Genomic DNA, 20,224 nt, shown 5'->3' with positions numbered 1-20,224 from the left:
ATATTGACTCCATGGGATAACCTGCAGTCCATGACGTTCTTGCCGACGGGCAAGTAACAGGTTTAATCAGGGGTGCTCAGCGAGTACGAAAAAGCGTGATTACGGCTCCAGCCCCGAGGGCGCAGGCAAGGGTTTTCATCAGCAACACGGTCATTTCAAAATTGTTCATGCCGTATTCGCCGTCGCCACTAATGGGGATAAAGCGCTTTACGAATGTGTAAAAACACGTATCCGGAAGAAACAGCACTCCCGTCATCACTAAAATTAAAAAGATAAAAATCTTCATGACTTTATGCCGGGGCACTATTCAGAAACTTCAATTGAGCCATATGGTCTTAATATTTCTTTATCCGTCAGGGGAAAGTTATATACCTGGCCATGGTCTATCCCTACACCAACAACGAACTTCCTTGGTTCATCAACATTTCCGGCAGAGGTCAAAACAAAATCAACGATGTATTTCCCATTATCTGCAAATTGATAAAACGATGGAGGGATACATAGTTGCTCTGATCTGATTGATAGTGATGGATTATCAATAAACCCTTGTTTCTTCGGGGGCGTCCCTCTGAGATTTATCGATATAATTGCAGGCTGATAATCCTGCGGATTTGTAATGCGGAAACAAATGCTATCACTAACCAATTTAACCTGTGTCGTTTCATCAAGCTGAAGTTGATCCCCTTTACCGGGACACCCTGCCAGCAGAAAAACGAAGGGCACGGTTAACCCCCTAAAAAATAGAGCACTATATCTTTTTATCACCATGGAAACCCTCTTAGCGCCTCTTTGTAATGTTGCCGGATAGCACTTTCTGAAATATCTCCATCCAAAGTAACGTCATTCGATCTTCGTAATGTAATCCATGCTTTATAACCATGCGCCTGCAAGGTGAAATGATCGGCAATTATCTGCGCCTGCTGTTCCATTGGATAATCACTCAACAGACGACCGTCAAGGGTGTAGTGGTAGCTGACCAACCAACTCACCAGACCTCTACCGATGACGTTCATTCCCCTGGCACGTTGCCAGACATGACTCATCTCATGAATGAAGAGATGCTGAAGGTCATCCAGCGTCTGAGAAAAATCCTCTCTGTATAACGTGGTACGAAAATACAGTTCGCCATTAGGCGTCATTGCCACATTCTCGTTCTGCAATCCAAATGGCAGATAACTGCCATGATGAATTTTCACCTTCTCGTAATCGATCCGGTTGCCGAATACCGTTCTGGCTAAGGCGACTTCCCCGGTGGTCAGTTTTCTGACGGAATCATCGTTCTGCTTCTTGTCGTCCTTCTTTTTCTTTTTGCTGGCATCATGAATGGTCATTCCCTGCCTCCGGATTAACGTTCAGCCGCACCTGAAAATTCAAGCCCAATCCCTTCTTCATCACTCCACCCCAGCGTCAGTAAAGTCGGTTTCTGTTTCGCCACCATGTACGTTAAAAGCTGCTGACTCAGCACCGGTAGAATCTGCTGATTGAGCAGGCTGTCAACGTTACGCGCACCGGTATCCGGCAGCAGGCAGGCGGCAGTCAGCGCGTCATACAGGCTTTCGTCAATTTTGGTGGTCAGGCCGTAGTGACGGTGCAGACGCTTACTCACCTGAGCGAGCTTCATTTCCACGATGGTGCGCATGGCGGTCTCTGCTAACGGACGATAAATCACGGTCTGGAAACGGGCCAGCAGCGCCGGCTGGAAGTGGTCGCGTAAAATCGGGCGCAGCAGTTCGTGCAGGTCGGCTTCAGTGGCTTCCGGCTGCTCAGCGAGCAACTGCATCAGGTGGTCGCTGCCGAGGTTCGAGGTCATCAGAATAACGGTGTTACGGAAGTCGATTTCACGTCCTTCGCCGTCGCGCATAAAGCCGCGGTCGAACACCTGATAGAACAGGTTCATGACGTCACGGTGCGCTTTTTCCACCTCATCGAGCAGCACCACACTGTACGGGCGCTTGCGCACCGCTTCGGTGAGAATACCGCCCTGGCCGTAACCGACGTAACCCGGCGGTGAGCCCTTGAGCTGAGAAACGGTGTGCGGCTCCTGATACTCGGACAGGTTGATGGTAATCAGTGATTTTTCACCGCCGTACATCACGTCTGCCAGTGCAAGCGCAGTTTCAGTCTTACCGACGCCACTCGGACCAACCAGCAGGAACACGCCCTGCGGACCGTTCTCGGACGTAAGCCCGGTTTTCGCCGCACGCAGACGCTGAGCGATAGCGTTAAGGGAGGCATCCTGCCCGACCACACGTTTACCGATTTCATTTTCCAGGGTCAGCAGTTCGGTCTGTTCATCTTTCATCAGGGAAGACAGTGGCACGCCCGTCCAGTCGGCAATGACAGTGGCGACGGTGCGCACGTCCACATCAACGGAGAGCAATGGGTTGCCGTCCTGCATGCCGTTCAGCTCCTGTTGCAGCGCGTGAGTCTCACTCTGGCGAGAGATGTCCTAGCGACATTCCAGTAACTGTTCAGTGAGTTTCAGCTCCTGACCATACCGGGATTCCAGTTCATCGAGTTCGACTATCAGGCGTACCTCCTCCTGTTCAATCCCGCTCAGGCGTTCGCCGTGGATCTGATTGCCAACGGCAATATCTTCCAGCAGCGCCTGCTTCTCCATTTCAAGGGAGGTAATCTGCGAGCGGATGCGGGTCAACTGTTCGGGTACGGTATCGAGGCTCATACGCACGCGGGCAGCGGCGGTGTCGAGTAAATCGACGGCCTTATCCGGCAGCTGGCGGCCCGTCAGGTAGCGGCGCGACAGGGTGACAGCGGCTTTGACCGCATCGTCAGTGATATGCACGTTATGGTGTTCGGCGTAGCGTGATTTCAGGCCTCTGAGCATCAGGCAGGCGGTGTCGTCATCCGGTTCGTCGACCTTCACCATCTGGAAGCGGCGCTCCAGCGCGGCATCCCGCTCAAAATACTGCTTATATTCGGACCAGGTGGTCGCGGCAATAGTGCGCAGTTCACCACGGGCCAGGGCAGGTTTCAGCAGGTTGGCCGCATCCGCGCCACCAGCTGAATTTCCCGCACCGATAATGGTGTGTGCTTCGTCGATAAACAGCAGAATGGGGGCCGGCGAGTGCTGTACGGCATCAATCACGTTTTTAAGGCGCTGTTCGAATTCCCCTTTCACGCCCGCCCCCGCCTGCAGCAGACCGAGGTCGAGGGTACGCAGAACAACAGGTCTGAGGGATTCCGGCACGTTGCCCTCGGCAATTCGTAATGCCAGCCCTTCCACCAGCGCCGTTTTGCCGACACCCGGCTCACCGACCAGAATCGGGTTGTTCTTGCGGCGGCGGGAGAGGATATCCACCATCTGACGGATCTCAGTATCGCGACCAAATACCGGGTCGATTTTGCCTTCCTTCGCTTTGGCGGTAACGTCGAGAGTGAACTTATCCAGCGCGTTCTGTAGCGCCGGGTTCAGCTCACCGTCTTTAAGTTCTGCACCTGCAGGGCGGCCAACAAACACCACCTCTCCACCGTGGCTCTGCGCCAGTTCCTTCTCCAGTTGCACTTCCGGACGCTCATCTGACTGTACATCGAGCAGTGGTCGCAGACGCCCCAGTTGGCTCTGACCGAGCGTCAGCAGCGGCCACAGACCATCACAGCGCACCAGATTTTGTTTCCCGACCAAGGCCATCAGCAGATGATGACTGCGGATCTGCTCTTCACTGTTGAGCGAAGCAATCAGCCAGGCTTCCTGCATCAGCGTCTGAATGCTGTCTGAAAGCTGCGGGCGACTGCGAACAGAGCGGGGAAGTGAATCCAGCCAGCCGAGCAAATCCTGCCACAGCGCATCTATATCCCACTCATAACGGCGCGCCAGCACCGTCAGGTCACCTTCTCCCTGTTCGAGCAGTTTCAGCAGCCAGTGCTCAGGCAGAATTTCCGCATGGGCGCGGGTCTGGCAGAGCGAGGCCGCCCCTTCCATCGCACGGGCACAGTAAGGATTCAGGCGACGTAACAGAACGGCTGGATTTTCCATGGATTTCATTCCCTCTCTTTTTGATACGCTACCGCCCCTGGCCGTTAACCGATGCCCATAAGGTCAGTACTGATAAAATGTGTGACTGTTTTGCAGAACGTCCGCGAGGCAGGCGTTATGCAAAACAAAAAAGCGGACAGAGAGACTCCGCCCGCTCGTGACTTACGCGGTGGCGCGTTCGTTCCAGGAATCGGAATGAATGATGTTGCCGTCTTTGTAGGTCCAGGTGATTTTTTCGTAACGCAGCTCGATCTTTTCGAGGTGGTTATGCTTCTCGAAAGAAGGATCCTTGATGTCATGCATCACCGGATTCACTTTCACCACCTTCACGTTTTCCAGTTTGGTGTTGAAGTACTCGACTTCCTGGCCCGCGTCGTTGATCTTGTACCACTTGAATTCCGCAGACTTCAGGGTCTGACCGGTGGTCACCGCCTTGTACAGGTACGGGCTGGACGAGTCGATTTCCTTGGTGAACAGAAACGGCGTGTGGATACGGGTGCCGGTCAGCTTGCCGGTGTTGTTATCGGTCGGGATGTACAGGTTATGCTCCTGAGCGACAACTTCGATGCTGCCTTCACGATCCTGAACGTCAACAGACCCTTTAATGTCCGCGCCGCCGTCGTCTTTCAGCCAAAGATAAACAGGAATTGCCATGGAATTACTCTCCATTGTGTTGTGATGCGCCATCATCCTGCGATGACGCTGGGGTTTTGCCGGGTATCTGACAGGCATTGGCCTGCGGTACCAGACTGATTTCGACACGGCGGTTGAGCGCGCGCCCATCCGGGGTGTCATTGGTTGCGATCGGACGGCTCTCGCCATAGCCCTGCACCGCAAAACAGCTTTCCGGTACATCACCGGTATCACGCATCCAGTTGCGCACCGCTTCGGCACGCTTAAGTGAAAGCGTCTGGTTCAGTTTTGGATTGCCGGTGTTGTCGGTGTGACCTGACACCACAATCAGCCAGCCCGGCTTCGCTTTGATACCGACCAGTGAGTTGACCAGCATTCTGGTGGCCCCGGCTTTTAGCGCCGATTTGCCCGAATCGAACAGCGACATGCTGTCAAGGCGAAGGGTTTTCGGACACTGAATGATTTTCTTAATGACCGGAGGAGGCGGTGGCGGAGGTGCCCAGTCGCTGACGGCGGCCTCAACAGGCGGCACCAGGCGCAGCCCCTGATACAGCCCCAGGCGATAACACAGTGGCTCCCCGCGACGCGCCCAGTCGTCCAGCAATGTACCATCGGCTCTGAGGCGCTGCTGCGCCCGCAGTTTCGGGGCAACAGGCTTCCCCGTCAGCTGGTGATACAACGCAAGGTGATCGCCAACATTACGGATGAGACGCTGGTTATTCATCCAAGACGCCAGCATGGCCAGTGCCAGAAAAATCCCGCCCAGTAATCCGGCATAACGCCAGAACACCATCCTGCGGCTGACACCCCGTCGGCGCGGTAACGCCGGCAGCAGCAGTTCAGGCAGCGGCAGTGGCCCGGTGGTTACGGCGGCATCCGGTGGCAGCGCCGTCACAGCGGTGATGTGCTGTTGCCAGAGATTGCCCGCGATACCGCTCACCGGCACCATGCACATACCCTGAACGCAGGGCTTCATTACCGGCAGCTCGCCCTGTCGTACCGACAGCAGGTCATTGACTGCGCTGTTCTGCCAGGCAAGCAGACCGTCCAGCCACAGCCCCTGACTCAGACGGGAAAGGCATCCGTCTGATCCGGTCTCCCGGGTCCATTCCGTCAGTGACACATTACCCTGACAGGGCTGATATACCTGAATGCCGGTCCGCTGACTGACCGTGGTAAACCAGACAGGCTCAGCCTCCACACAGGCCGCCGACGGCGATACCCAGGTCACAGTCCACAGCGGGGGGATCGTGCCAAATGCCGCACGGCACTGGACGACAGCACGCTGCCAGCTCCGCAGAGACTGGGTAAAATCATCGCCGGAGGTGTGCTGTTCAGGTACCACCGCCAGCATGACGGAGATTTGTGACGCCAGCGCCGGACGCACCAGGCTCAGGTGTTGTGCCAGGAGTGGCAACTGCTCCGCATCCTTCACCCACAGATACCAGCCCTGTCGGGTTTCCCGGTGACGGGAGCCGGACACAAACAGTGGGCTGTTGTCGCCACAAACAAGGATCACCGCACCCTGAAAATCTTCCGGCGGCAGATTTTCATCCACAATTTCCCGGACAGCGGTTGCTCGTGCCTGAGAAGCCCGGCGCTGACGCCAGAGCATCGCCCCGCACACCAGAATGACCAGCAGGCTGAGTGCCACACGGCTCCCGACCGACAGCGGCCAGAAGCCCAGGATAAGCCACAGTGCCAGTACGCCCGCCAGGGCGGTTAACAGACTCCGGTAAACATCACGCATCCTTTACCCCGGACTGACCGTCTGACTCACCAGTTCGGTGAGGGAGGAAGAAAGGAAGAACCACAGCACCACCAGTACGGCCGCCCCGATAATCCAGGAAACCCAGTACAGACGACCGCTGCGCAGACGGGAAGCCCTTGCGACAATCGGCGCATCCTGCGAAAGCGTAAAGGCAGGCACACGTTCACCCAGTGCCCGTACCACATCTTCACGTCGTTCATCGTCTTCAGCCCGGTACTGCCCGACAAAGCCCAGCTGCAGGGTACGGTACATACAGGTCAGCACCGCCATGTCCGGTGCCGTTTCTTTAAGCAGGTTGCGAATACGCTCCCAGAGTTCTTCACCGGCATTCAGGGTGCCAAAAAAATGCGCCTGCAGCGGATCGCGCCGCCACGTCAGGTAACCGTCATCTGTCGACCCGCGATTCAGGACGCTCTCATCCAGCAGGGCACACAGCGCATAGACCATGTGATCCCGGCTGATATCGCTGTAGCCCGCCTCCGTCAGCGTGGCTTTCACCTCCTGCACCAGGCGGCACGCCCGGCGGTAGAGCCCTTCCCCGTCGCGGACCTCCTGTCCGCCCCGGAGCTGACTGACCATCAGCCAGCCGGGGTAGAACGTACGCTCAATTTGACTCATTTCTGATGTATTCATGTGCGCAGCACCGCAAAGAGTTCAAGTTTCACCTCTCCCAGAGAACGCGGGGTATAGAAGGTACAACTGCCCATTTCAAGCATGGTCCGGGCCACGTCAGAACTCAGGTCCAGCGAGAAGTACTGGTTCTCCAAGCGCAAAGGGATCGCGGCGGGAACATGCGTCAGAGGTTTGATCTCTATTCCGCTCAGCGCCACGTTCACCACATCCGAGACATCCTCAAAACTGCCCGCCTTACACAGCTGCGGGAACCGGGTCTGGAGCTCGTGATTCGGCATGGAGGAACGCACCGAGAGATAAAAATCAGCACCTTCGCGCAGGCGCGCATCATGAAGGGAGCCTTTCCAGATTTGGTCCTGATGCTCAAGCTGGATACTGACCACCCTCGATGGCAGGCTGGCTTCCAGTAACTTATCCAGCAAGGCCAGTAAAGGCGGGAAGACCCGTTCAGGTGCAGCATGCTGATACACCGGCATATCACCGGCATCGTGCTCCAGCGAAAAGGTCAGCAGGCTGCCGGCCAGACGGGTCAGTTCGCGGTACAGCAGTTCCGGGTGACGCTCAGGCGTCTGAAGCAGTTCCGTCAGCACCGGCTCGGCGCTGTTCAGGGCATTGAGCAGCCAGAACAGGGAGACATCCGCGACCGCAAAGTCGGCCATCCGCTCATTGCTTTCCCGGCGCATGGCCATCAGGCGACGGCGACGGGCCTGCAGACGAACCAGCAGATCACCCAGTTCAGTGGTCAGCAACGGGCTCGCAGAAACGGAAAGCATCGGCGGAATGAAAGCCGGGTCCCGGCTCCACTGCCCCTGCGCATTACGCACCAGACGGGTGACCGGACAGGTCAGGTATGCGGTATTTTCCTGAGTGGACAAACGCAGTGTGATGGCATTACGCAGAATGGCCAGTTCACCGCTTTCATGCCCGGCCAGCTCCTGGACCATCACACGTTCCGCTTTCCAGCGACGCGGGCGTTCACTGTCCTGCCCGCTATCAAGATTGCCGCCGCTGGCGCTCAGCAGCGGCAGTGCGACAACCACGTCAACAGACTCAGAGCCGCTTGCCGTGGATAAATCACAGACTGGCGGAAGATTATCTGCCAGATCTGTATCAACAATCGTGCCATCCTGGAAACGTACCACCAGACGGGTGGCATTCAGGCGAGACAGCGCAAGCGCGGCATCATCAAACTCTGCGGCCACCACACCCCAGGGATAAGAAACCCCCATCCGGGCGACCATGCTGGCAACGTGCTCATTCCAGCGGGTCTGCTGTTGGAACTGTTGCGGGGCCAGAGCGGCCCCGTCCTCCCAAAGTGGGCGGTAAATTTTCATCCCTGGTTTCCCCTCGCCTTAGGATTTGGCTTTCGGCATCTGGGAAACCAGTGACAGGTTGACGTCCATCCCTTCCACCTGGAAGTGCGGCACGGCATACAGCTTCACGCGGAAGAAGCCCGGGTTGTCTTCGATGTCTTCCACCACCACTTTGGCATCGCGCAGCGGGTGTGACGCCTGCAGTTCATCGCCCGGATCGGTCATTTCGGTGACCAGACTTTTCACCCAGGTATTGAGTTCCAGCTCCAGCAAACGACGGTCCTTGGTGGTACCAATGTTTTCACGCTGAATCAGCTTCAGGTAGTGCGCAATACGCGACAGCAGGAAAATGTACGGCAAACGGGCATTGATGCGGCTGTTTGCTGTGGCATCAGCGGTATCGTAGATAGCTGGCTTCTGCGTGGAGTTTGCACTGAAGAATGCGGCAAAATCGCGGTTCTTGTAGTAGGACAGCGGAATGAAGCCGAGATTCGCAAATTCAAATTCACGGGTTTCCGGGATCATCACTTCTGACGGGATCTTGACCTGATTGCCGGTGCCCAGATCGTACAGATGGATAGGCAAATCCTGAACGGCACCACCGGCCTGCGGGCCACGGATCTGCACACACCAGCCGTTGTTGATGAAACTGCGTACCATGTTGGATGCAAAGGCAAACGAGGCGTTAGTCCACAGGTATTTGTCGTGATCCGGGCCCTTCACTTCTTCGACGTAGTTGAAGCTGCGTACGGGCACGGTGTCCGGGCCATACGGCAGGCGGCCCAGCACACGCGGCATCACCAGACCGATATAGCGGGCATCGTCCGTCTCGCGGAAGGATTTCCACTTGATATATTCAGCGCGGTCAAAGTAGTTACCGATATCTTTAATGGCGGCGACTTCTTCCATCGAATTTTTCAAAAAGAACGCCGGACCCGCAGAACCGATAAACGGCATATGGGCAGCAGCGGCCACTTTTGATATATTACGCAGCAGGGCAACATCCTGCGCAGAGGCATCAAACTCGTAAGCAGAAATCAGCGCGGCAATCGGCTCACCGCCCGGGGTGTCATATTCATCAATATAGGTATGTTTATACAGTCCACTCTGGATGATTTCCGGGCTGTCTTCGAAGTCCTGACGCAGGTCTTCTTTGGACATATCCAGCAGTTCAACCTTCACGTTCTGGCGAAAATCGGTTTTGTCGACCAGCGATTTAACGCCGCGCCACAGACTCTCTACCGCCTGGAATTCTTCGCTGTGCATGACCGCATCCAGCTGACGGCTAATCTGGTAGTCCAGCTCAGCAATATGGTGGTCAATCAGGTTTTTGTCGAGTTTTTCAACCTTTGAGCCCGCTTTCGTCAGGCACTCCAGGAACACCTGCATGCCGGCCGTTAAACGTTCATCCGCAGTCGCATCCGACATCGCCTGCGCGTCCTGCCAGATATCCAGCGCACTCAGCTCAGAGACCGGGTTCAGGTTGATTTTTTCAAACAGGGACGCATAAACGCCACCTGCAGCAGGACGTTCCAGCACCACACTCTCGCCACCGGCCGCATTCTCATTTTTTACAGACATCAGCATCTTCCTTAATTAATCCGTTAAATCATCGTGACCGTTATGGCTGTTTCGGGGCCAGAGCAGACAGCTCTGTGCGGAGTTCTGCACTTAACGCCGGGTCGAGCAGAATTTTTTCCAGTTCCTTTCGGAACGCCTGGTTATCTAAAAGGTTGGCCTTGAGGTCACGGAGTAAATTGCGCATGGAAAGCATGGCCTTCAACTGAGGGATTTGCCGGGAAACCTGTTCCGGCGAGAAGTCCTTCATGCTCCGGAAGGTCAGACTGATATTGTCTTCGCTACCGTCATCAGCCAGCGTGTTTTTAACGGTAAGATTGACGTTTGGGGAATATTCGGAAAGCACTGAGTCGAAGTTATTTTTATTCAAATTAACTTTTTTTCGCTCAGACAGTGGTGCAGACTCCTGACCGTTACTGAAGTCGCCCGCCACCAGTAATTTCAAAGGGAGTTCCGTTTTCTTGCTGGCTCCCCCGGTATGCAGGTCAAGTTTTAGATTAATACGTGCCTTTGGCACTTCATTCTGGAAACTGTCGGCCATCTCATCATCCCTCGGTTTATCGCTGTGTATCGTTTTCACACTACATTTCTTTACACGCAATAATAGAACAATGATCGACTTAATATCAAATATACAGATCTTTAATCCGAAATAAGGAAATTCTTAAGAACTTTCCTCTAAATGTTAATGGTGGATAGTGCTGATACGTCAGTAAAACAAACTCCCACTAACCCACTAAACAAACATTTATGTCGCAGTAGTTAAAATGAACAGGTGGTTGTTAATAAAATGATCTTGGGTTGATCTAAATCAATATCAAGAAGATGAAAATACCCATGTCTTTTTCAAAGATATAGTTTTAAATCAGAAAGAGATAAAAGGGGCAGAAAGTCATAGCCTTGCTTCAAGTGGGAAACACAGCAATAGCCATAAGGAAAACATCAGGAACATAAGCGGTTTTATGTCCCGGCAGAGAACGTTTGATTAACTGTCAGGGCTGTATGGCAATCCTGTCAGGCTTCAGCACGACAGCAGGGAGTGCATGGGTCTGGAAAACCGCCATACAGGATGACAAATCATCAGTCACAAGAAATTCAATCGGTGCAATCAGCTTGCCCTCATCAGAAAATCCATGAGTCAACGCTGACTTTTTTACCAACAGTGCATTCGTATCGCTTTATTCCTGGACCAGAAGCGCTTCATTGTTCCAGTCCCCGTCACTCACCACCGCCTTGCCCCAGCCCTGTGGTTTAAGCTGTTCAATAGCGTAAGTCAGTTGATACAGATCCGATTGAACGGAAACAGGGCCTGTGCAGGAGTTCCAAAGATATTCAAGACGATTAAGCAAACTGGCAGCAAGGCCTTTGTTGCGCCCCAGCGTCAGTAACCCTTCAATATCGTAAGCAATAGTACGCGGAAACCGTTTACGCTTATACGCCACCGTTAACCAGCGCAGTAAAAATGCATGCGTGCTGAGTGGCGACAGCGCCTGCCCATTCTGCTGCGCGGTCTCTGCAACACATCCGGTCAGAATAATCACAGTTCGATATTCACCCTACGCATAAGCGCCAGCCCTCACCGGCTGGCATTTTACTTTATATAAAGGATATAAACTATGTCAGAACTCACCATCACCAAACCCGAAGTTTTAACCGATCACACCGACGTGATTTGCTCCACCAGTATTGAACGCATCATCACCGGACGTAATAGCGCACTTAAACAAATTGAGACACTGATACAACACGTTGCCGATATATCGACGCTGACCAGCAGTATCGGCGGTAAAACTGCTCTGGACTGGGCCATGAAGCAGGACTTCCGCTGTGGCTGCTGGTTGATGGAAAAAAGAGAAGCGGCAATGAAAGCCATTACCCGCAATCGCGATCGCGATATATGGCGTGACTTAATGAAGCGTTCAGGGATGCTTTCTATCATGGATGCCCAGACTCGTGACCAGTGGTACAACAGTCTGGAGAAAGACGATATTCCCGCTATCAGTGAAGAAAATATCCTTAGCACATTCAAGCTATTGCATCTGAATAAAGGTGAAGTATTTGAACGTGGTGTGATTAACGTGTTTAAGGGTCTGAGCTGGGATTACAAAAGTAATAGCCCGTGTAAGTTTGGAAAGAAGATCATCGTAAGCGGGCTGGTCAAATACGACAGATGGGGATTTGGTCTGAACTGGAACTGGGGCTGGCAGCGTGACCGCCTGGCTGACCTTGAGCGCATGCTGATGCTCCTGGATGGAAAACCTGTCCCCGACAACCGCGCCGATGTCACCCGACGCCTCAGCGATCATATTCATGAGAACAGGCACAGCAACCGATATGAAGATGAGATGTTTGCGATTAAGTATTTTCAGAAGGGAACCGCACATATCACGTTCAAACGTCCTGACCTGGTAGACAAGATGAACGACATCATCGCGAAGCACTATCCGGGGATGCTGGCTGCGTTATAGCTCAGAGAAAAACGAAATATCGTCCAGGGAGAAACGATCGTGCCTCATACAAGCCGAAAGCTGATGGCATACTGGATGGCATACCGAAAAAATAACAAAGAAAAAAGGCCATGCTAATCAATAGCATGGCCTCAAATAGTGGCGGAACGGACGGGACTCGAACCCGCGACCCCCTGCGTGACAGGCAGGTATTCTAACCAACTGAACTACCGCTCCGTATTGTGTTCCCGTCGGGAACGAGGCGAATATTACGGTTTGCTGTGCCGCCCGTCAACGCTTTTTCTCACCTTTTGAATCAGTTGCTGCAAAAATCGCCCGAAGGATAATTTTTGTAGCGTAAAAAGGGATGAATTATGCCCGCCAAAGGCAACTTCCGCCCTTTTTTTGCACCAGATCAAGCCGTGATTCATGCGCAGCCAGCTCTTCATCAGTGGCAAAAACGACCCGTAACCGGCTAGCCTGGCGAACGATTCGCTGAATCGTCGCTTCACCTTGCTGCCGTTGTGTCTCTCCTTCTATCGCAAACGTCATGGACGTTTGTCCGCCCGTCATCGCCAGATACACTTCGGCAAGGATCTGGGCATCGAGCAATGCGCCGTGCAAAGTACGTTTACTATTATCTATCTCATAACGCGAGCATAACGCATCAAGACTGTTACGCTTGCCGGGGAACATTTTCCGCGCCACAGCCAGGCTATCGGTAACTTTGCAGAACGTATTGGTTTTAGGAATATCGCGTTTAAGCAGACCAAACTCATAATCCATAAAACCGATATCGAACGATGCGTTATGGATGACCAGCTCCGCACCGCGGATATAATCAAGGAACTCATCAACGACATCAGCAAAAACTGGTTTATCCAGCAAAAACTCATCGGCAATGCCGTGTACCCCAAAAGCTTCCGGATCGACAAGGCGATCGGGTTTAAGGTAAACATGAAAATTGTTGCCGGTCAGACGACGGTTTATCACCTCAACCGCACCGATCTCAATAATCTTGTGGCCTTCATAGTGCGCGCCTATCTGGTTCATACCGGTGGTTTCGGTATCGAGGACAATCTGTCGTGTAATTGCAGTGCTCATATCGGTCATTTATGTCAGACTTGCATTTTGTTATCGATTTCAATTACAGGAAGTCTACCAGAGATGCTTAAACAGGTAGAAATTTTCACCGATGGCTCTTGCCTGGGGAATCCAGGGCCTGGTGGTTATGGCGCTATCTTACGCTATCGCGGTCATGAAAAAACGTTTAGTGAAGGTTACACTCTGACCACCAATAACCGTATGGAACTGATGGCGGCGATCGTCGCGCTTGAAGCGTTAAAAGAACATTGCGAAGTTACATTGAGCACCGACAGTCAGTATGTGCGGCAGGGAATTACCCAATGGATTCATAACTGGAAGAAACGCGGCTGGAAAACAGCGGAAAAGAAACCCGTAAAAAATGTCGATCTCTGGAAACGTCTCGATGCTGCGTTAGGCCAGCATCAAATCAAATGGGTATGGGTCAAAGGTCATGCAGGCCATCCCGAAAACGAGCGTTGTGATGAACTGGCGCGCGCCGCGGCAATGAATCCCACGCAGGAAGACAGCGGCTACCAGGCAGAGGCTTAGCCATACGGTTTACGATATTGCCGGGTGGCGCCAACGGTCTGGCGAATTGGCGCTTTACTTTTATTAAGCCGCAGCGGATTAAGCGTAAGCGGGATGGTCCGCTTACGGGCTACAATAAGCTGTAAACAGCCCAGCGCCGGGATATGCGTATTTAAAAGCCGCCCTCCCTGTTTTTTCCAAGGCAAGACATGAAAACGGCTATAGTGCAACACTTCGAAATTGAGTAAAGACAGCCAGTCGAGTTGCCGCATAAGTGTAAACATCCGACTATTATAAGGCGGCGTTTTACGTAAAACGGGCACCAGTTTGCGTAATCCCATCAAACTGACAGGGTTAAACCCGCTCATGACCAGCCAACCGTCGTCAATTAACACACGGTCGGCTTCCCGCAATAAACGGTGCGGATCGGTACACCACGGTAAAGTATGCGCCAGCAGGCAAACATCGACGGATTTATCCGCAAAAGGAAGGTGTAACGGATCGGCCAGAACCTGCATCGGCGAACCCTGCGATGAAACATTTACCTGATGAGAGACCGCGCACGCTTCGGAATTGATTTCTGCGCTTAAATTACCGATTTTAAGCAAATGGAAACCATACATTTTTGCAAGCCACGGATTCAGCCGCTGTTCCAGCGCCTCACGATAGTAATTGCCCCAGGGCAAATCGCCCCAACCTCCGGGCGCAACGACTGTTTGAGAGAGCCTTGCCGGTTTCATCACAACCTTCCGCTAATTATTTGAGAGGTAATATATGAATCTTAACAGTATTCCCGCATTTCAGGACAATTACATCTGGGTACTGAACAATGATGAAGGCCGCTGTGTGATTGTTGATCCCGGCGAAGCTGCGCCAGTCCTAAAAGCTATCGATGATCATAAGTGGATTCCGGAGGCGATTTTCCTGACGCATCACCATCATGACCATGTTGGCGGAGTAAAGGAGCTGTTGCAACATTTCCCGCAAATGACGGTTTATGGACCGACGGAAACGCAAGACAAGGGAGCTACCCACCTTGTTGGCGATGGCGATACAGTCCTCGTTTTAGGATACAATTTTAGTATATTTGCCACTCCGGGTCACACGTTAGGACACATCTGTTACTTTAGTCATCCTTATTTATTCTGCGGCGACACACTGTTCTCTGGCGGCTGCGGCCGGCTATTTGAAGGCACAGCATTACAGATGTATCAATCACTTATGAAAATAAACACCCTACCTGGCGACACATTAATTTGCAGCGCTCATGAATATACTTTAGCTAACCTTAAGTTCGCATTAAGCATACTTCCGCACGATTCGTTCATAAATGAATATTATCGTAAAGTTAATGAGTTACGTGTAAAAAAACAAATGACATTACCCGTTATCCTTAAAAATGAGCGTAAGATTAATCTTTTTTTAAGAACTGAAGATATTGATTTAATTAATGAAATTAACAAAGAAACAATATTGCAACAACCAGAAGCGCGTTTTGCATGGTTAAGGTCAAAGAAAGATACGTTCTGATAATTCTTACTTGTCATTCGTTAACTTCGCCGTTATGATCGGTCGTCTTTTAAGCAACTATTGACACACACATGAAGGCAAAAGCGATATTACTCGCCTCTGTCCTGCTTGTGGGGTGCCAGACGTCTCAGAACACTGGCAACGTCCAACAGCACGCACAGAGCCTTTCTGCAGCTGGTCAAGGGGAAGCAGGAAAGTTTACGAGTCAGGCACGATGGATGGACGACGGAACGTCTATCGCGCCAGATCAGGACTTGTGGGCTTTCATTGGCGACGAGCTAAAGTTGGGAATTCCGGAAAATAGTCGGATTCGCGAACAGAAACAGAAGTATTTACGCAATAAGAGCTATCTCCACGATGTAACTTTACGGGCAGAGCCGTATATGTACTGGATAGCGGGGCAGGTTAAGAAACGTAACATGCCTATGGAACTAGTACTACTACCCATAGTGGAGAGCGCTTTTGATCCTCACGCAACGTCTGGCGCCAATGCCGCAGGCATCTGGCAGATCATACCGAGCACAGGGCGCAATTATGGTTTAAAGCAGACCCGTAATTATGACGCGCGTCGCGATGTTGTAGCCTCTACGACCGCCGCGTTGGACATGATGCAGCGTCTGAACAAAATGTTTAACGGTGACTGGCTGTTAACCGTTGCAGCGTATAACAGCGGCGAAGGCCGTGTTATGAGGGCAATTAAAGCAAACAAAGCGCGTGGAAAACCGACGGATTTCTGGTCGCTTTCTTTGCCAAGGGAAACAAAAGTCTACGTACCTAAGATGCTGGCGTTGAGTGAAATTCTCAAAAATAGCAAACGCTATGGTGTACGTCTGCCAACAACAGATGAAAGCCGGGCGCTGGCGCGGGTCCGTTTAAACAGTCCAGTTGAAATGGCTCAGATTGCGGATATGGCGGGCATGTCTATCAGCAAGCTGAAGACATTTAATGCTGGTGTAAAAGGGTCTACCTTAGGCGTAAGCGGTCCGCGATATGTCATGGTGCCCAAAAAGCATGCCGAGCAATTGCGTGAGTCGCTGGCTTCCGGTGAGATTGACGCCGTTCAGTCCCGTCTGATCGCCGACAATACGCCGTTGAATAGCCGCAGCTACAAGGTGCGTTCTGGTGATACGCTTTCTGGTATTGCTTCGCGTCTTGGCGTAAGCACGAAAGATTTGCAGCAGTGGAATAATCTGCATGGTTCCCGCCTGAAAATCGGGCAGAGTCTGACCGTTGGCGCTGGCAGCAGCGCGCAGCGACTGGCAAACAATAGCGATAGCATTACCTATCGTGTACGTAAAGGCGATTCGCTTTCCAGCATCGCCAGACGCCACGGGGTAAATATCAAAGATGTGATGCGCTGGAACCATGATACGGATAATCTACAACCAGGCGATCAGCTTACGTTGTTCGTGAAAGACAATAGCACGCCTGACTCCTGATATTATCCTACGGAAAAGCCAAAAGGCGCCGCTTCCCCCGGTGCCTTTTTTAATTTTTATACCGCCTTATGCGCTTCGCTTCCAGCATGATAGTATCGCTGCTAAACGAGCCGTCATCCTACAACTCAAAATAGCGCGTCACCTCTGCCGATGCGCTCGCCTGATATAATCGAATCGCCTCAACCAGCGCCGCTGGCGTACGCATCCGCGTTATCCATGAGTGAAACTCCAGCAATAAATGGTATTCGTCACCAGCAGCGCTTTATTGGCCATCGCCAGCCATTCACCACTGGAATAGTTACGGACATGCGATGTATCACGTAACGCCTCCACCGTTTGCAGCCAAATATCGCGTACAGGATGTCCTGGCAACATAATATCCATCATAATCAACGCGCCGCCGGGTTTTAATACACGATTAACCTCACGCAATGCCTGACCAACGTCGTACCAGTGATGCGCGGAATAGCGGTTAATCACCACCTCAAACGACGCATCTTCAAAAGGCAGTTTTTCTGCATAGCCATGCCGGAAAATAATATTACTTAAATGCCTTTCTTCCGCCGCCCCGGCGGCGACCTCAAGCATGCTTGCAGACGAATTGTATGCCACTTGTTACGCAGACCCACAGCCCATATCCAGTGCGTTCGCCTGCGAGCCAAACTGCTTTTCAATATTGTCATGATGGGAGTACGTTGTCATGATATTGCCCTTCTGTTATGGGAAAAATAGAGGGCAGCCCCCGTTGAGGCCTGCCCCACGGCAGACCTGACTCACCTTTATTGCTCAGGTTTGCCGGGACTGAATTCAACGAGTAGCGGATTGTGATCAGAAGCGCGCGTCACCAGTACGGAGGCTTCACTCACGTTTAAACCACGATAAAAAACAAAATCCAGCGGTCGTCCAAACGCACGACGACGCTGATCGTCAGTAAAACGCACCTGGCGCAGCGACATCTCACGCGCAAAGCGGTACAACGCATTCATGCGCGGGCGGCTCCAGGCATTAAAATCACCCGCCATAATGACAGGGCCGCTATGGTGCGCAATCTGGTCGCCGATCGGAAGCAACTGCTTACTATACACGTCAACGCCCAGACTAAAATTTACCGCATGAATATTGACTACCATTAATAAGCGGGTATCCGGCAAGGGATATACCGTCACCAGAGCGGATTTCGCCAAACGTAAAATCGGTTCTCTTTCCCGTAAAGGGCAGCAATAAACAGGATGGGCGGCAGAAAGCGTCATGACGCCAGACGGATGCTGAGGTAATACAAAAGCGGGCACCTGGTCGGCGGCAAGATAGTTAGCGGTGGCAAACTGTACCAGTTCAGGCGTCGCCTGCGCTTCCTGCAACAGGACCAGATGCGCATCTTTGCCGTAGTTTTTCAACACCGATAACCATTCGGCCCGCTGCTGCTTGAATATATTCCACACAAGAATACGGATCCGATCTTCACTGCTTATCGGTTCCCCTGCGGGCAATGCCTGGCCAATGCTCGCAAACGACCCTGGCGGTAAAATCCGTTCGGCGGGTTGTCCGGCAACATAGCGCATCGCATAGGTATTTTTTCGCACTTTTGACTTTCAAACCTCTATAACGTCAACCAGTCCGGAAACGGAATGGTTATTCTGTTATAGGGATTTTAGCGCAGACTTTCAATGTACAATTGCCCAGTGTTAAGTTTGCAAGCACTTACATCATCATTCATCAGCCAAAACCATCAACGCTATGCTTGACAGCAAGCGGATGACATGTTGCGCCAACGGATGTTTTAATAACAAAATTCAACATAAAGCCAAGCTGCGGGGACAAATTTGAAGGCGACATCAGAAGAACTGGCTATTTTCGTAGCCGTAATTGAAGGTGGGAGTTTTAGCCGCGCCGCAGAACGGTTGGGACAGGCCAATTCCGCGATTAGTCGTTCAGTAAAAAAACTGGAAATGAAGCTGGGAGTCAATCTGATTAACCGTACGACACGGCAGCTTAGTCTTACAGAAGAAGGGGAACGCTATTTTCGCCGCGTACAGATAATATTGCAGGACATGGCCGCCGCTGAAACGGAAATACTGGAAACCCGCAATACGCCTCGTGGCTTGCTGCGCATTGATGCCGCCACGCCAGTTATCTTACATTTTCTAATGCCATTGATAAAACCTTTTCGTGAACGCTATCCGGAGGTCAAGCTATCACTGGTATCCTCAGAAACATTTATTAATCTTATAGAGCGAAAAGTCGATGTCGCGATACGTGCTGGTACACTGACCGATTCCAGTTTACGTGCTCGTCCTTTATTTACCAGCTACCGAAAAATTATTGCGTCTCCTGATTACATCGATCTTTACGGCGCCCCCAAAAGCGTCGAAGAATTGAAACAGCATGTATGCCAGGGGTTTACAGAACCACTTTTACTCAATACCTGGCCAGTTGCCTGCTGCGACGGGCAGTTGTATGAAATTCATAGCGGGATCTCCTCTAACAGCGGGGAGACATTGAAGCAGCTTTGCCTTAGCGGAAATGGTATCGCCTGCCTGTCAGACTATATGATCGATAAAGAGATTGCACAAGGCACATTGGTAGAGTTGATGACAGATAAACGGTTACCGGTAGAAATGCCCTTCAGTGCCGTTTACTACAGCGATCGTGCTGTCAGCCCCCGGATTCGGGCCTTTGTTGATTTCCTCAGCGAACACGTAAAAACAGCGTCAAAAAATACAACCAAAGGGAGCTAAAAAATTCAGCAGATTGCTACCAGAGGAGCAACAATGAAACAATAACCAAAAAAGCCCTGAACATAGACTCAGGGCTCTTAATAAGTGGCGGAACGGACGGGACTCGAACCCGCGACCCCCTGCGTGACAGGCAGGTATTCTAACCAACTGAACTACCGCTCCACCGAATTCTTTTACAACTACCGGAATTTATCCCGGTCTACTGCTTAATTTGATGCCTAGCAGTTCCCTACTCTCGCATGGGGAGACCCCACACTACCATCGGCGCTACGGCGTTTCACTTCTGAGTTCGGCATGGGGTCAGGTGGGACCACCGCGCTACGGCCGCCAGGCAAATTCTTTGTACTCTGTCCTGTGTCTTTTGTGCTGATACGACGTTGGCTGCTCTTGCGAACCTCAGTCACATACTCCAGTATGCTCCTTCCGTCGCTGCGTTTGCCGCCTTGTCTCAGCGCAAAATCCTTCGGACTCTGAATCCAGGCTGAAAATTCTCTCAAACCGCCAAAACATCTTCGGCGTTGTAAGGTTAAGCCTCAC

18 protein-coding genes, 2 tRNA genes, 1 rRNA gene and 2 pseudogenes are annotated in these 20,224 nt (G+C 52.1%); 5 read left to right on the top strand and 18 right to left on the bottom strand.

Annotated elements, in window-relative coordinates; translation table 11 throughout:
- Nucleotides 1-76: 76 nt before the first annotated feature.
- The 11 genes and pseudogenes from F4V61_RS20785 to F4V61_RS20735 form a co-directional block, all read right to left on the bottom strand.
- Entirely contained in the window at nt 77-286 is a 210-nt protein-coding gene (locus F4V61_RS20785; RefSeq protein ID WP_000688531.1) for a hypothetical protein, read from the bottom strand.
- A 17-nt stretch (nt 287-303) separates the two neighbouring features.
- Nucleotides 304-768: a putative T6SS immunity periplasmic lipoprotein gene (locus F4V61_RS20780; protein WP_000234933.1), complete on the bottom strand. Its 465-nt coding sequence runs from the start codon at nt 766-768 to the stop codon at nt 304-306.
- Nucleotides 762-1,331: a hypothetical protein gene (locus F4V61_RS20775; protein ID WP_000152197.1), complete on the bottom strand. Its 570-nt coding sequence runs from the start codon at nt 1,329-1,331 to the stop codon at nt 762-764. The genes F4V61_RS20780 and F4V61_RS20775 overlap by 7 nt, the downstream gene beginning before the upstream one ends.
- 14 nt (nt 1,332-1,345) lie before the next feature.
- A pseudogene (gene tssH, locus F4V61_RS20770) lies at nt 1,346-3,994 on the bottom strand (type VI secretion system ATPase TssH).
- Nucleotides 3,995-4,156: 162 nt separating this feature from the next.
- Entirely contained in the window at nt 4,157-4,648 is a 492-nt protein-coding gene (hcp, locus tag F4V61_RS20765; protein ID WP_038396876.1) for a type VI secretion system effector Hcp, read from the bottom strand.
- A 4-nt stretch (nt 4,649-4,652) separates the two neighbouring features.
- Entirely contained in the window at nt 4,653-6,377 is a 1,725-nt protein-coding gene (locus F4V61_RS20760; protein WP_179128245.1) for an OmpA family protein, read from the bottom strand.
- A gap of 3 nt (nt 6,378-6,380) precedes the next feature.
- Nucleotides 6,381-7,031 carry a type VI secretion system protein TssL, short form gene (gene tssL, locus F4V61_RS20755; protein ID WP_001097692.1) on the bottom strand — a complete coding sequence of 217 codons (651 nt, stop codon included), beginning with the start codon at nt 7,029-7,031 and terminating at the stop codon, nt 6,381-6,383.
- Nucleotides 7,028-8,365 (bottom strand): type VI secretion system baseplate subunit TssK, encoded by a 1,338-nt coding sequence (gene tssK / locus F4V61_RS20750; RefSeq protein ID WP_079828727.1) that lies wholly within the window; start codon nt 8,363-8,365, stop codon nt 7,028-7,030. Before tssK ends, tssL begins: the two co-directional genes overlap by 4 nt.
- An 18-nt stretch (nt 8,366-8,383) precedes the next feature.
- Nucleotides 8,384-9,931, bottom strand: coding sequence for a type VI secretion system contractile sheath large subunit (gene tssC, locus F4V61_RS20745; RefSeq protein ID WP_012210503.1), 1,548 nt, complete (start codon nt 9,929-9,931; stop codon nt 8,384-8,386).
- 34 nt (nt 9,932-9,965) lie between these two features.
- Entirely contained in the window at nt 9,966-10,463 is a 498-nt protein-coding gene (tssB, locus tag F4V61_RS20740; protein WP_024131997.1) for a type VI secretion system contractile sheath small subunit, read from the bottom strand.
- A 637-nt stretch (nt 10,464-11,100) separates the two neighbouring features.
- Nucleotides 11,101-11,463, bottom strand: coding sequence for a DUF2913 family protein (locus F4V61_RS20735; RefSeq protein WP_000584998.1), 363 nt, complete (start codon nt 11,461-11,463; stop codon nt 11,101-11,103).
- A gap of 75 nt (nt 11,464-11,538) precedes the next feature.
- Between F4V61_RS20735 and F4V61_RS20730 the strand changes: the two genes are divergently transcribed.
- Nucleotides 11,539-12,390, top strand: a complete 852-nt coding sequence (locus F4V61_RS20730; protein WP_001293124.1) for a DUF4942 domain-containing protein — start codon at nt 11,539-11,541, stop codon at nt 12,388-12,390.
- A gap of 139 nt (nt 12,391-12,529) precedes the next feature.
- Here F4V61_RS20730 and F4V61_RS20725 read toward each other — a convergent pair.
- Both F4V61_RS20725 and dnaQ read right to left on the bottom strand, forming a co-directional pair.
- Nucleotides 12,530-12,606 (bottom strand) — tRNA-Asp (locus F4V61_RS20725).
- Nucleotides 12,607-12,741: 135 nt separating this feature from the next.
- On the bottom strand, nt 12,742-13,473 hold the full coding sequence (gene dnaQ, locus F4V61_RS20720) for a DNA polymerase III subunit epsilon (RefSeq protein WP_077905537.1): 732 nt from the start codon (nt 13,471-13,473) through the stop codon (nt 12,742-12,744).
- Nucleotides 13,474-13,536: 63 nt separating this feature from the next.
- On the opposite strand from dnaQ, the gene rnhA reads away from it, so the two are divergent.
- Nucleotides 13,537-14,004, top strand: a complete 468-nt coding sequence (gene rnhA / locus F4V61_RS20715; protein ID WP_000917872.1) for a ribonuclease HI — start codon at nt 13,537-13,539, stop codon at nt 14,002-14,004.
- Here rnhA and F4V61_RS20710 read toward each other — a convergent pair.
- The gene (locus F4V61_RS20710) at nt 14,001-14,723 is read right to left on the bottom strand and encodes a class I SAM-dependent methyltransferase (protein ID WP_000801246.1); all 723 of its coding nucleotides are present in this window, start codon (nt 14,721-14,723) and stop codon (nt 14,001-14,003) included. The genes rnhA and F4V61_RS20710 overlap by 4 nt on opposite strands.
- Before the next feature lie 34 nt (nt 14,724-14,757).
- Between F4V61_RS20710 and gloB the strand changes: the two genes are divergently transcribed.
- On the top strand, nt 14,758-15,513 hold the full coding sequence (gene gloB / locus F4V61_RS20705) for a hydroxyacylglutathione hydrolase (RefSeq protein ID WP_079781218.1): 756 nt from the start codon (nt 14,758-14,760) through the stop codon (nt 15,511-15,513).
- 71 nt (nt 15,514-15,584) lie between these two features.
- Nucleotides 15,585-16,952 (top strand): murein transglycosylase D, encoded by a 1,368-nt coding sequence (gene mltD, locus F4V61_RS20700; RefSeq protein ID WP_012210504.1) that lies wholly within the window; start codon nt 15,585-15,587, stop codon nt 16,950-16,952.
- Between the two features lie 118 nt (nt 16,953-17,070).
- Here the strand turns inward: mltD and F4V61_RS20695 are convergent.
- Together F4V61_RS20695 and F4V61_RS20690 are read right to left on the bottom strand one after the other, a co-directional pair.
- Nucleotides 17,071-17,654 (bottom strand): annotated as a pseudogene (locus F4V61_RS20695) (class I SAM-dependent methyltransferase).
- Between the two features lie 77 nt (nt 17,655-17,731).
- Complete coding sequence (locus F4V61_RS20690; RefSeq protein ID WP_001230967.1) at nt 17,732-18,532, bottom strand: endonuclease/exonuclease/phosphatase family protein; 801 nt, start codon at nt 18,530-18,532, stop codon at nt 17,732-17,734.
- Between the two features lie 240 nt (nt 18,533-18,772).
- Here F4V61_RS20690 and yafC point away from each other — a divergent pair, with 240 nt between their 5' ends.
- Nucleotides 18,773-19,687: a DNA-binding transcriptional regulator YafC gene (gene yafC / locus F4V61_RS20685; protein ID WP_079781219.1), complete on the top strand. Its 915-nt coding sequence runs from the start codon at nt 18,773-18,775 to the stop codon at nt 19,685-19,687.
- 85 nt (nt 19,688-19,772) lie between these two features.
- Here the strand turns inward: yafC and F4V61_RS20680 are convergent.
- Both F4V61_RS20680 and rrf read right to left on the bottom strand, forming a co-directional pair.
- A tRNA-Asp gene (locus tag F4V61_RS20680) sits at nt 19,773-19,849 on the bottom strand.
- Nucleotides 19,850-19,903: 54 nt separating this feature from the next.
- Nucleotides 19,904-20,019: ribosomal RNA gene (rrf, locus tag F4V61_RS20675) — 5S ribosomal RNA — on the bottom strand.
- Nucleotides 20,020-20,224: the final 205 nt, after the last annotated feature.

It is taken from the genome of Salmonella enterica subsp. arizonae, from assembly GCF_008692845.1.
Taxonomy (GTDB): Bacteria; Pseudomonadota; Gammaproteobacteria; order Enterobacterales; family Enterobacteriaceae; genus Salmonella; species Salmonella arizonae.
The sequence above is the reverse complement of the archived record's forward strand: the minus strand, read 5'-3'. Positions and strand labels throughout refer to the sequence as shown.

Excerpts from the sequence above, each read along its gene's own strand:
- F4V61_RS20785 (WP_000688531.1), bottom strand. The coding sequence starts at position 286 with ATGAAGATTTTTATCTTTTTAATTTTAGTGATGACGGGAGTGCTGTTT.
- F4V61_RS20780 (WP_000234933.1), bottom strand. The coding sequence starts at position 768 with ATGGTGATAAAAAGATATAGTGCTCTATTTTTTAGGGGGTTAACCGTG.
- F4V61_RS20775 (WP_000152197.1), bottom strand. The coding sequence starts at position 1,331 with ATGACCATTCATGATGCCAGCAAAAAGAAAAAGAAGGACGACAAGAAG.
- hcp (WP_038396876.1), bottom strand. The coding sequence starts at position 4,648 with ATGGCAATTCCTGTTTATCTTTGGCTGAAAGACGACGGCGGCGCGGAC.
- F4V61_RS20760 (WP_179128245.1), bottom strand. The coding sequence starts at position 6,377 with ATGCGTGATGTTTACCGGAGTCTGTTAACCGCCCTGGCGGGCGTACTG.
- tssL (WP_001097692.1), bottom strand. The coding sequence starts at position 7,031 with ATGAATACATCAGAAATGAGTCAAATTGAGCGTACGTTCTACCCCGGC.
- tssK (WP_079828727.1), bottom strand. The coding sequence starts at position 8,365 with ATGAAAATTTACCGCCCACTTTGGGAGGACGGGGCCGCTCTGGCCCCG.
- tssC (WP_012210503.1), bottom strand. The coding sequence starts at position 9,931 with ATGCTGATGTCTGTAAAAAATGAGAATGCGGCCGGTGGCGAGAGTGTG.
- tssB (WP_024131997.1), bottom strand. The coding sequence starts at position 10,463 with ATGGCCGACAGTTTCCAGAATGAAGTGCCAAAGGCACGTATTAATCTA.
- F4V61_RS20730 (WP_001293124.1), top strand. The coding sequence starts at position 11,539 with ATGTCAGAACTCACCATCACCAAACCCGAAGTTTTAACCGATCACACC.
- dnaQ (WP_077905537.1), bottom strand. The coding sequence starts at position 13,473 with ATGAGCACTGCAATTACACGACAGATTGTCCTCGATACCGAAACCACC.
- rnhA (WP_000917872.1), top strand. The coding sequence starts at position 13,537 with ATGCTTAAACAGGTAGAAATTTTCACCGATGGCTCTTGCCTGGGGAAT.
- F4V61_RS20710 (WP_000801246.1), bottom strand. The coding sequence starts at position 14,723 with ATGAAACCGGCAAGGCTCTCTCAAACAGTCGTTGCGCCCGGAGGTTGG.
- gloB (WP_079781218.1), top strand. The coding sequence starts at position 14,758 with ATGAATCTTAACAGTATTCCCGCATTTCAGGACAATTACATCTGGGTA.
- mltD (WP_012210504.1), top strand. The coding sequence starts at position 15,585 with ATGAAGGCAAAAGCGATATTACTCGCCTCTGTCCTGCTTGTGGGGTGC.